The following is a 10,861-nucleotide window of genomic DNA, read 5'->3' as shown; positions in this document are numbered from 1 at the left end:
TGATAAGGGGGGCGCAGATCCCCCCTTGATCCCCCCTTGATAAGGGGGGCGCAGATCCCCCCTTGATCCCCCCTTGATAAGGGGGGCGCAGATCCCCCCTTAATCCCCCCTTGATAAGGGGGGCGCAGATCCCCCCTTAATCCCCCCTTGATAAGGGGGGCGCAGATCCCCCCTTGATCCCCCCTTGATAAGGGGGGCGCAGATCCCCCCTTGATCCCCCCTTGATAAGGGGGGCGCAGATCCCCCCTTAATCCCCCCTTGATAAGGGGGGCGCAGATCCCCCCTTAATCCCCCCTTGATAAGGGGGGCGCCGATAGGCGGGAGGATATGAAAACTTTTAACACCTACCTACTTAGGTACTTATTAAAGTATAAGATAGATGTGCCTTTGATTGGGTGCATCTCATTTTTGTAAATCTACTAATTTGGAATTTTTCATGGGAAACTTTCTCCTAAAATTGGGCGTTACTTTCGGTTTTATCACTCAATCCAAGGAGCTTCTAGGTTCTGTGTGATAAGTTTAACTTACTCTATGATCGATCAATCTTTGTGTCCTTTGTGTCTTTGTGGTTCCTTCCACTCCCTCGCTAGGAGGAATGTATCTTAGAATACATTTTACCCACCAAACCTAAGAGATCCGAACAGCTTACTAAGAGCTAATTTCACGGCCGAGGTACTCAAGCTTATCTAGAACAGATTGAAGCAAAGATCGCCGCTGCTCGACGACAATATCTAAGTTAGCCAACATATACTTTACGTCTTTGTAGGCATTGTCTAACAAGGCTAGTAATAATTCGCGATCGCCAGCGCTCTCTTTTTCTGATGGGGTGCGGGTCCGTTGGGGTAATAAGTCCGCCGGTGGAGAAGGAAGGGAGGGCGATCGCTCGGACTCTAGCTGTTGAATGGTTTGTTGTAAATTTTCAATCACCCCATACATTTCCATCGGGTCAAAAACCCTTAACAGACTGGTTTGTGTGACAATGCCCAACCCCCGACCCCAGTTCCAAGAAACCACCAAACGCCCCACCCGCCGTTTTTGCATTTCCTGATGGGCCGTCCACAGGGAATCCTCGGGGTTGAGGAGAAATAACGGCGTACTCATCACCGTCTGGGCCCTAGTTTTGTGCAGATCGATTTGAACTGCTTGAAACTGGACAAGATCTCGCTCTGTCACAATACCCACCGGGCAGTCATTGTCTTCGGAATTTCTCTGGGTGATCACCACACAACTGACACGATGTTCCGCCATTAACTGGGCCAATTGCAAGACTGTGGCGGTGAGTGGGGCCTGTACCACTTGACTGGTCATCACATCGGATACGCGACGAAACCGCAACAGATTGGCCGGACGCAATATCTGGCGAATACTTTCATGGGAGATCACCCCGATTAAGTGTCCTTGGTCATCGACAATCGGCAAATGGCGAATGCGGTAGCGCCGAAACAAAAACAGGGCAGCAAAAATGTCTTGAGCAGATTGCTGGGGCAACGTGATCAGGGGATGCACCATCACATCGGCAACGGTTGTCTCGGTCAGGTTAATTCCTTGGGCGGTGAGTCGCACCACATCCCGTTCTGTCAAAATTCCTAATAACTCTTGCCCTTGCACCACCAGCAGACAGCTAACACGCGCTTCTCCGGCCGGAGGAGCTAGAGGAGATAGGTCATCGGTGAGCAAACACAGACGACTATGGGCCTGACCAATCATGGCGATCGCATCTGCCAGGGAAGTGGTTGGCGGCACCGTCAAGGGTTGGCGATTGATCGCTTTTTCCAGATCGGGGGCCCAACTCAGAGGTGTATCAAAGGACATCAGCACCATCCTGCAATCGCAAAGGCCAAGATAGACAGAACAGCCACTGGGCAAAGAACCCAGACTCTCAGAGTTGCCAAAACCCGTTCTAAAACTATCTCAAAGTGTAGCGTCATTTAACTTTTTCCTAAAAGATGTAACGTTTTGTTACAATTTTTATTAAACTCGTAAAGATTTTAGACCCACTTCGGTGTATCATAGAGGGATGTAACAGGTTAAAGCCTGAAACTTTTTATTTAGGGGTTATTCAGCCTCTAATGGTTTCAGGAGCGGTATCACCAGACGCTGGGGTGAGTACTTCCGGGTTCTGGTCGGCCTGAAGGGTTACTCCGGAAATTCTGGACACCTTTCCATAAAGTCGATCCAGCACTCGCTTTACGGAAATACGCTGCCATGGTTGACCGCGTTTGGTGGTGTAGCCCTGTTCATTAAGCCAATCGGCGATCTTCTGCAAGGATTTCCCTGATTTGTGATGACGGCGAATCAGTTCAATGACCCGGCACTCTTCCGGATCATCCACTAATTCCCCATCGATCGATCGTTGTCCAAAGGCAGGGGAGCCGTAGCCCGCATAACCACCGTTGCTTGCTTTTGCCTGTCTGCCTTGTTCTAGCCGCTCCCAGGCAGATAAATCGTTGGAAGGGGTCGCTGTCATAGGGTATCTAAATGCAATAACTTGCAAAACCATATTATCGCAACTTAACGTCGCAAATTTGTTTTGATTGGGAGCAGCCGATGACGACTTACAAATTAAAACCCGCGCATGAGCAGGGACTAGATGTCACCATCGATGTCTGGGACAACCAAACTATAGACGATACCCCCGGGAGGCGGACAAAGTTAAAGGGTCAAAGGCCAAGCATTTTTAGATGAGGAGCGGTTCAAAGCTGAATTTATCTTGTAAAACGCAGCGAGCAGAGAATTTGTACTAAGTTACACAGCATCAATCTGGAGATATAAACATGGGTACGGCTACATTTATTCAAGATGAAACTGAATTTGATTCCCTCTTAAAGAGTGAATCCCTGTTGGTGGTAGATTGCACGGCAACCTGGTGTGGACCTTGCAAACTGGTGGCTCCGTTGATCGATCGATTGGCCGATGACTATCGCGATCGCGCTAAAGTCTTCAAACTTGACCTAGACAGTAACAAACCCGTGGCCAAACGCTTTGGAATTAAAAGTATTCCTGCTGTCATGGTGTTTAAACAGGGGAAATTGATAGAAACATTAGTTGGGGTTAAACCCTATGAAGAATTTACGGCAGCCGTAGAACGACAATTATAGTCTTCCACCGTGAACAAACACTCTGGGCAAACGTCCGAAGTTGACCCTTTCCTTCTCACACCACTATTCAATTTTGAGGTATGGCGATGAACAAGCTTATAGAAATCCGGTGTCCCAACTGTGGCAGCGTAGCTCAACGGCTCTTGAGCGATCGCCTGCCCGCAGGATATAAGTGTCCGGCCCGGCAAGTTGCTCAGACGGAATGCCCAGTGTGTGATTATTTCATCGCCATGTGTTGGCAAAACGGTGCTGTGCTGGAGGCCTATGCTCCGGGCATTCAGGGGAACACAGCTGCGGCCATGCCGCCCCAGCCCCAACCAGCGATCGCCCATTGGTCTTTGTCATCTGTGTTCAAAGTGGCACTCAGCCCACAAGAGTCTAGGAAATTGCTATCGGGACAACCCTAGTCAACTTTTGCATTTATACCAGTTCTTTAATTTAACAACACCATCCAACTCCTATGCTGCAAGCTCAAGAAATTATGACCCAAAACGTTGTCACCATTCGTGGTTCGGCAACGGTTGCCGATGCCGTGAAATTGATGAAAGAAAAAAAACTGCGGGGTTTGATTGTCGAACCGCGCCATGAACAGGACCCCTATGGAATTGTCACCGAAACCGACATCGTTTACAAAGTGGCGGCCTTTGGCCACGATCCTAAAACTATGCGGGTCTATGAAATTATGGCCAAGCCCTGTGTGGTTGTCAATCCCGAACTGGGTGTGGAATATGTGGCCCGGTTATTTGCTCAAACCCGCATTCGCCGCGCACCAGTGATTCAGGGCAAAACTTTGCTGGGTATTATTTCTGTCAGTGATATTCTCTTCAAGAGCGATTTTGTTGAAAAGCCCAAGCGGTTGTTCATTGAAGATGAAATTGAAGCAGCCCGGGAAGACGCACGGGCAATTTGTGCGGCCAAGGGTGAAATCTCTCCCGATTGCGCCGCAGCCTGGGATGTGGTTGAGGAACTCCAAGCCGAAGCCTCCCATCAACGGGTCAAAAAACAGGGGACTAACTCACTTCAGTCCTACTGCGAAGCCAATCCCAATGCCTTAGAGTGCCGCATTTATGAGGATTAAATCCTGGCGGGTTTTGGGAGAATCGATCGCCTTGAGGATCTTGCCGATCGGTTTCCCCAGGCGATCGAGTTCTTGATCTCCACCTTTTCGGATGCGATATGGATCGATCGCTTGCGCTTACCGAATTCGACTTGATCGGGGGTCTGTGGGTACATACACCCCTAATTCCCCTGAGAGGAGATAATCAAGAAAAGTCTTGGCGATCACGGATAGTTTTTTATCCTTGGGATAAACCACATACCAATGGCGTTGGATGGGAAAGTCTTCCACGTCAAGGATGGTAAATTCCCCATTGGGAGGATCTAAATTTAAGACGTGCTGAGACAGAACCGAGATTCCTAAACCACCAGCGATCGCTTGTTTAATGGCTTCATTATTGCCGATTTCCAAACGCAGAGATACAGTGATGCCATGGTCGAGAAAAATTTGCTGTACTGCCCGTCTAATTCCCGATCCCATTTCCCGCATAATAAAAGGTTCCCCTTGCAGCCGTTTAATCGGAATTTTTTTCTGTCCCGCTAGGGGGTGATCTTTGCGCGCAATAACCACGAGGGGATTTTCCAGAAACGGTTGAATATCGAGGTTTAGCTCTTGGGGGGGTTCGCTTAAAATATATAGGTCATCAACATTATTGATCATCCTTGCTTCTAGGTCTTGGTGATTGGTCAATTCTAGGGACACATCTACCCCTTCGTACTGTTGACAAAAAGGACCTAGGATCTGAGGGATTAAATATTGGGCTGTGGATACCGCCGCTAATCGCAGTTTACCCTGTTTAATGCCCTTGATATCAGCGATCGCCATCTCAAAGTTATCAAGATCCTTGAGGACTGCTTGACAGGTTACTAATAAACTGCGTCCGGCCTCGGTTAAATACAAACGTTTGCCTATCTGTTCAAATAAGGGTAAACCCACTGATTTAGTCAGTTGTTTCATCTGGGTGGAAACGGTGGGTTGGGTGATCGATAGTTCTTCAGCAGCCCTGGTGAAACTGCCATGACGAGCGGTCGCTTCAAAGACAATCAGTTGATGTAAAGTGGCGTGAATCAAGAGAGGCCTCTAGAGAGCTACACTTCTGTTACTGCCTTGAGGAGCTTTGCTAAACAGAAGCAGGAATGGAGGGGAACGAGTGAAAACCTCCCCACCCCGCTTACATCATAGGTTTAAATCAATACTTTTGTAAAGATATATCGATTTAAACTCAATTTATAAAATTTGCTTGTCAAGATATCCGTTCTAGTATAGATTTATAACAATCGATCTTTAAAAACCATAAACTTTTGTCTATCAAGGCTGGTCTCTCAACCGCCGGCTTTGTTGTGGCAAAAAACCCTTTGCTCAGTTGGATTCTCATGGAAATAACCAATCGTATTCACTTTGACAATTTGCGGGGCGATATATTCGGTGGTCTAACAGCTGCCATCGTTTCTCTCCCTCTAGCTCTCGCTTTCGGTGTAGCTTCTGGGGCTGGAGCGATCGCTGGTTTGTACGGTGCTGTCTGTGTGGGTTTTTTTGCTGCCCTTTTTGGTGGCACACCCACGTTAATTTCGGAACCAACGGGGCCGATGACGGTAGTAATGACGGCGATCGTGGCCAGTTTAACCGCCAAAAATCCCGAATTAGGCCTACCCATGGCCTTTACGGTGGTCATGTTAGCGGGCATTTTCCAGATTCTGTTCGGTATCTTCAAAATGGGTAAATACATTACCCTGATGCCCTATAGCGTTATTTCCGGCTTTATGTCTGGGATCGGGGTAATCCTGATTATTCTGCAAATTCCGCCCTTTTTAGGGCAAGCCGCCCCCAAAGGAGGGGTTTTAGGCACAGTGCAGAAAATCCCAGAACTACTCTCTAATATCAATCCCCCTGAAGCCATTCTGGGGGCGATCACCTTGGCGATCATCTTCCTGATGCCCTCGAAATTCAAGCGTTTTGTCCCCCCTCAGTTATTAGCTTTGGTGATAGGAACTCTGATTTCGCTGTTTTTCTTCCAAGGTGTTGAAATTCGCCGGATTGGGGATATTCCCGTGGGTTTACCCACCCTGCAAATGCCCACCTTTAGTGCTGCCCAAATGATCACAATGTTGGTGGATGGGGCAGTTTTAGGGATGTTGGGTTGTATTGATACCCTATTAACGGCGGTAATTGCCGATAGTTTGACCCGTACCGAACACAAATCGAATAAAGAATTGATTGGTCAAGGTATTGGTAACTTAGTATCAGGAATCTGTGGCGGTTTACCCGGTGCCGGGGCCACGATGGGAACTGTCGTCAATATTCAAACCGGTGCGACCACTGCCCTTTCTGGCATTACTCGCGCTTTAATTTTATTAGTCGTCGTTCTCTGGGCCGCCGGTTTAACTAAGAGTATCCCCATGGCGGTATTAGCGGGGATTGCCCTAAAAGTGGGGATCGATATTCTCGACTGGAGTTTCCTGAAACGCTCCCACAAGATTTCTCTAAAAGGGACGCTAATCATGTACGGTGTACTGTTATTAACAGTATTCGTCGATCTGATCGTTGCTGTGGGTGTGGGGGTCTTTATTGCTAATATTCTCACCATTGATCGCCTCAGTGAACTGCAAGCGCAGGAAGTGAAAACGATCACCGATAACGATGACGAGATTCTCCTAAGTCCAGAAGAAAAACGGTTACTCAACCAAGCTAACGGTCGCATCATCCTATTTTATCTCAGTGGTCCGATGATCTTTGGAGTCTCGAAAGCGATCGCCAGAGAACACACAGCCATGAAGGAAGCGGATGTTTTAATCTTGGACTTGAGTGATGTGCCTTTGTTAGGGGTGACAGCTTCTTTAGCGATCGAAAATGCGATTAAAGATGCGATCGATAAAGGTTTACAAGTCTTCATCGTTGGTGCCACCAGCAAAATCCAGCATCGTTTGGAACGTCTCGGCATTTTAGCCCAAATCCCCCCCGATCATGTGCTAATGGACAGAACCATCGCCCTACAACAAGCGGTAACTTTTGTCAAGACCCATCCTCACCAAGAACCAGAGGATTTTGAGGTTAATCAAGGGGTTTACCCGACATAAATTTAACCGCTTTGGGAAGTACGCCTGCTGTTGGGGTGAAGCACCTGACCCTTATTTTCTTTAACTCTTGAAAGTTCATTTGTATTAATACTCCTCATCAGGGGAGGCTTAAGGAGGTATTCGTGGATTTTTTCTCATTGTTTGTCATGGACTTTATCCAGCAGTTGCAGTCCCCAACACTGGCCTTTTTGATTGGTGGGATGATCATTGCTGCTCTCGGGAGTGAATTGGTCATTCCAGAGTCGATTTGTACGATCATCGTCTTCATGCTGCTGACCAAAATCGGTCTGACCGGCGGGATTGCCATCCGCAATTCCAACCTGACGGAAATGGTATTACCAATGATCTTTGCCGTCATAGTAGGGATTATTGTGGTCTTCGTCGCGCGCTATACCTTAGCCAATCTGCCCAAGGTGAAAGTGGTGGATGCGATCGCTACTGGGGGATTATTTGGAGCCGTGAGTGGCTCGACTATGGCCGCCGGTCTGACGGTACTCGAAGAACAAAAGATCCCCTACGAGGCCTGGGCTGGCGCACTCTATCCTTTTATGGATATCCCGGCGCTGGTAACGGCGATCGTGGTGGCTAACATTTATCTTAACAAGAAGAAGCAGAAAGAAGCAGCCCACGACCACGAGTCTTTTAGCAAGCAGCCGGTGGCGGCCGGGGATTATTCCGATCAGCAGGATTATCCCAGCAGTCGGCAGGAATATCTCAGCCTGCAGCAGCCGGCGGATAATCGGGTCAAGATCTGGCCGATCATTGAAGAAAGCCTTCGCGGACCGGCCCTATCGGCCATGTTATTAGGTCTGGCTTTGGGCATATTCACCCAGCCGGAAACTGTCTATAAAAGCTTCTACGATCCCCTCTTTCGTGGCTTGCTTTCGATCTTGATGCTGGTCATGGGGATGGAGGCTTGGTCAAGGGTGGGTGAACTGCGTAAGGTGGCCCAGTGGTATGTCGTCTATAGCGTCCTAGCACCGTTTATACATGGTCTAATCGCCTTCGGTCTCGGCATGGTTGCCCACTACGCCACCGGGTTCAGTTGGGGCGGTGTGGTCATGCTGGCCGTCATCGCTTCCTCTAGTTCCGACATCTCCGGGCCGCCCACGTTGCGGGCTGGTATCCCCTCGGCTAATCCCTCTGCCTATATAGGCGCGTCCACGGCCATCGGTACGCCCGTAGCGATTGGCTTGTGCATACCCTTCTTCCTTGGCCTCGCCCAGGCCCTAAGCGGCGGCTAATCCCAGAAGGATTGTGGTAGGTCGGTGATCCCTCGATCGGACAGACCAAGCAAATAAATGTACATACTTAAGGAGATAATCAACATGGCTAAACCAGCCAAAAAGCTCGTCATCGTCACAGAAAAGATTTTGCTGAAAAAAGTCGCCAAGATCATCGAAGAATGCGGGGCGACCGGTTACACGGTGATGGATACTGGCGGTAAGGGCAGCCGCAACGTGCGCTCTTCGGGACAACCCCACGTTTCCGAAACCGACACTAATGTCAAGTTCGAGGTACTCACCCCCGATCGAATTATGGCCCAGAATATTGCCAAGCAGGTTGCCGATCAGTTTTTCCTCAATTTTGCGGGCATGATCTATATCTGTGATGCGGAGGTTCTGTACGGACAGAGTTTCTGTGGACCAGAGGGCTGTGAAATCTAGACAACTAAGCTTGTCTTGATCTGGGCAACCCCATCTGCAGCCTGACTGTCCTGGAGCGGTGGCCCCTTTTCCTATCCCCCAGTTTTATGACCACCTGAAATCTTTAACCCTCATCCCTTTAAACTGATGATTTTGTCCTATATTCTGCCTCCTTCGATCGGGGAGATAGCAGCCCCCATGACTCCGCTCCCCTTGCTTGCCACCGTTGTGGCCGAGGATTCACCGATTATTCTCTCTGGCGTATTGCTGACACTGGTGGTGATTTATCTGGCCAGCAAGCTCGGCGCAGAGGCCGCCCGACGATTGGATTTTCCGCCCGTACTGGGAGAACTGGTCGCTGGTGTGATCGTCGGCGTTTCGGCCTTGCATCTGCTCATCTTTCCCGAAGGGGGACTATCGGCCTCTGACTCGCTGATTATGACGGTACTGCAAGGATTGAATCAATTGGCCCCGGCTGCCGTGGACCGGATCTTTGAGTCCCAAAGTGAAGTGATTTCGGTTCTAGCTGAAATCGGTGTGATTATTCTGCTGTTTGAAATTGGCCTAGAATCCGACCTGCGACAACTCAAGGAAGTGGGAATTCAAGCCACGGTTGTGGCCTGTGTGGGGGTTGCGGCACCTTTTGCGGCAGGTACGGCCGGGTTAATGCTCGTCTTTCATGTGGCGGCTATCCCGGCGATTTTTGCAGGGGCTGCCTTGACAGCAACCAGTATCGGTATTACCTCGAAGGTGTTGTCCGAGTTAGGTCAACTCAAATCCAAAGAAGGGCAAATTATTGTCGGTGCAGCGGTGATCGATGATGTCCTTGGTATTATTGTTCTGGCTGTGGTCGCTAGTTTAGCCAAAACCGGTGAGATTGATGTGACCAATGTTATTTATCTGATTGTCAGCGCTACGGCCTTTTTGATCGGATCAATTTTGTTGGGAGGTATTTTTAACAAAAGTTTTGTGGCGATCGTGGAGCGGCTGAAAACTCGGGGAAATATTGTTATTCCCGCATTTGTCTTCGCTTTCTTTATGGCATTTTTAGGCAATGCTATTCATCTTGAAGCGATTTTAGGGGCCTTTGCTGCGGGTTTGGTGCTTGATGAAACTGATACCCGCAACGAGTTGGATGAGTTAATTAAACCGATCGCCGATTTGCTTGTACCGATTTTCTTTGTGACGGTGGGAGCGCGTGCCGACCTCGGTGTTTTAAACCCAACGGTACCGGAGAATCGGGCTGGACTTTTGATCGCTGTCTTTTTGATGGTTGTGGCGATTATCGGTAAACTGGTGACAGGCTGGGCAGTTTTTGGCATATCCGGAATCAATCGCCTCGCCATCGGTGTGGGTATGATTCCCCGGGGTGAGGTGGGTCTAGTTTTTGCCGGGATTGGCTCGGCCAGCGGAATTTTGGATAAGCCTTTGGAAGTGTCGATTATTATTATGGTAATCCTGACTACTTTCCTCGCTCCTCCCTTCCTCAGAGTCGCTTTTGGTAAGACGGAAACTGTTGCCGAAACCCTGGAAAGCAAGGGGCCAGCTAATCCTATTCCTTAATTTTGCGGGTAAAATCTGATTTTTTAGACGAGGCTGAAGCATTTTCAGCCTTTTTACAAATCTATGCTCAGGATAAGGGAGCGATCGAGGTAAGATTTGAGAGTATCTAATCTTTTTCCTATGTTCGAGCAGACATTTAATACCAATTCTCCAAAGTCTGACTACAGAAGTTTAATCCCCCTAAATCCCCCTTAAAAAGGGGAACTTAAAGGGGGATTTAAATTCGATGTGTAGTTTTCATTTAGAGAAATGGTATAACTGAACTTTCCCCATACATATATACTATAATAGCCGAAAACCCTTATCCATCAATGGATACGCTCCTTAACTTTTCTTAATGTACCCATGTAATTTGTAACATTTCTTAATGGACAAGAATTCTCTCTATTTGCTAGAATGATAGCCATGTATATAGAAAAAGTT

10 protein-coding genes are annotated in these 10,861 nt (G+C 48.5%); 7 read left to right on the top strand and 3 right to left on the bottom strand.

Translation table 11 applies throughout. The features are described from left to right. Window positions 1–648: 648 nt before the first annotated feature. Both H6G40_RS21615 and H6G40_RS21610 read right to left on the bottom strand, forming a co-directional pair. On the bottom strand, window positions 649–1,821 hold the full coding sequence (locus H6G40_RS21615; RefSeq protein WP_190538231.1) for a CBS domain-containing protein: 1,173 nt from the start codon (window positions 1,819–1,821) through the stop codon (window positions 649–651). A gap of 238 nt (window positions 1,822–2,059) precedes the next feature. Continuing rightward, window positions 2,060–2,500, bottom strand: coding sequence for a recombinase family protein (locus tag H6G40_RS21610; RefSeq protein ID WP_002751593.1), 441 nt, complete (start codon window positions 2,498–2,500; stop codon window positions 2,060–2,062). A 274-nt stretch (window positions 2,501–2,774) separates the two neighbouring features. Here H6G40_RS21610 and trxA point away from each other — a divergent pair, with 274 nt between their 5' ends. The 3 genes from trxA (at window position 2,775) to H6G40_RS21595 (ending at window position 4,176) form a co-directional block, all read left to right on the top strand. After that, on the top strand, window positions 2,775–3,098 hold the full coding sequence (gene trxA / locus H6G40_RS21605; protein ID WP_002778933.1) for a thioredoxin: 324 nt from the start codon (window positions 2,775–2,777) through the stop codon (window positions 3,096–3,098). Window positions 3,099–3,178: 80 nt separating this feature from the next. Continuing rightward, window positions 3,179–3,505 carry a hypothetical protein gene (locus H6G40_RS21600; protein WP_002751596.1) on the top strand — a complete coding sequence of 109 codons (327 nt, stop codon included), beginning with the start codon at window positions 3,179–3,181 and terminating at the stop codon, window positions 3,503–3,505. A 53-nt stretch (window positions 3,506–3,558) separates the two neighbouring features. Continuing rightward, entirely contained in the window at window positions 3,559–4,176 is a 618-nt protein-coding gene (locus H6G40_RS21595; protein WP_002737762.1) for a CP12 domain-containing protein, read from the top strand. 117 nt (window positions 4,177–4,293) lie between these two features. Here the strand turns inward: H6G40_RS21595 and H6G40_RS21590 are convergent, their stop codons facing one another. Continuing rightward, window positions 4,294–5,226, bottom strand: a complete 933-nt coding sequence (locus H6G40_RS21590; protein WP_002751599.1) for a LysR family transcriptional regulator — start codon at window positions 5,224–5,226, stop codon at window positions 4,294–4,296. A 302-nt stretch (window positions 5,227–5,528) separates the two neighbouring features. Between H6G40_RS21590 and bicA the strand changes: the two genes are divergently transcribed. The 4 genes from bicA to H6G40_RS21570 all read left to right on the top strand — a co-directional run bounded on the left by bicA (window position 5,529) and on the right by H6G40_RS21570 (window position 10,438). Further along, on the top strand, window positions 5,529–7,229 hold the full coding sequence (gene bicA, locus H6G40_RS21585; RefSeq protein ID WP_002751601.1) for a bicarbonate transporter BicA: 1,701 nt from the start codon (window positions 5,529–5,531) through the stop codon (window positions 7,227–7,229). 122 nt (window positions 7,230–7,351) lie between these two features. Then, a complete protein-coding gene (locus H6G40_RS21580) occupies window positions 7,352–8,473 on the top strand; it encodes a sodium-dependent bicarbonate transport family permease (protein ID WP_130756222.1) in 1,122 nt (373 codons plus the stop codon). Between the two features lie 84 nt (window positions 8,474–8,557). After that, window positions 8,558–8,896 (top strand): P-II family nitrogen regulator, encoded by a 339-nt coding sequence (locus tag H6G40_RS21575; RefSeq protein WP_002778928.1) that lies wholly within the window; start codon window positions 8,558–8,560, stop codon window positions 8,894–8,896. 126 nt (window positions 8,897–9,022) lie between these two features. Beyond that, window positions 9,023–10,438: a cation:proton antiporter gene (locus H6G40_RS21570; protein ID WP_002751607.1), complete on the top strand. Its 1,416-nt coding sequence runs from the start codon at window positions 9,023–9,025 to the stop codon at window positions 10,436–10,438. The last annotated feature ends 423 nt before the right edge of the window (window positions 10,439–10,861 follow it).

Source organism: Microcystis viridis FACHB-1342 (genome assembly GCF_014698335.1).
Lineage (GTDB): Bacteria > Cyanobacteriota > Cyanobacteriia > Cyanobacteriales > Microcystaceae > Microcystis > Microcystis ichthyoblabe_A.
The sequence above is the reverse complement of the archived record's forward strand: the minus strand, read 5'-3'. Positions and strand labels throughout refer to the sequence as shown.

Coding starts and splice junctions, on each gene's coding strand:
- bicA (WP_002751601.1), top strand. CDS start 5,529: ATGGAAATAACCAATCGTATTCACTTTGACAATTTGCGGGGCGATATA.
- H6G40_RS21575 (WP_002778928.1), top strand. CDS start 8,558: ATGGCTAAACCAGCCAAAAAGCTCGTCATCGTCACAGAAAAGATTTTG.
- H6G40_RS21600 (WP_002751596.1), top strand. CDS start 3,179: ATGGCGATGAACAAGCTTATAGAAATCCGGTGTCCCAACTGTGGCAGC.
- H6G40_RS21570 (WP_002751607.1), top strand. CDS start 9,023: ATGATTTTGTCCTATATTCTGCCTCCTTCGATCGGGGAGATAGCAGCC.
- trxA (WP_002778933.1), top strand. CDS start 2,775: ATGGGTACGGCTACATTTATTCAAGATGAAACTGAATTTGATTCCCTC.
- H6G40_RS21610 (WP_002751593.1), bottom strand. CDS start 2,500: ATGGTTTTGCAAGTTATTGCATTTAGATACCCTATGACAGCGACCCCT.
- H6G40_RS21615 (WP_190538231.1), bottom strand. CDS start 1,821: ATGGTGCTGATGTCCTTTGATACACCTCTGAGTTGGGCCCCCGATCTG.
- H6G40_RS21595 (WP_002737762.1), top strand. CDS start 3,559: ATGCTGCAAGCTCAAGAAATTATGACCCAAAACGTTGTCACCATTCGT.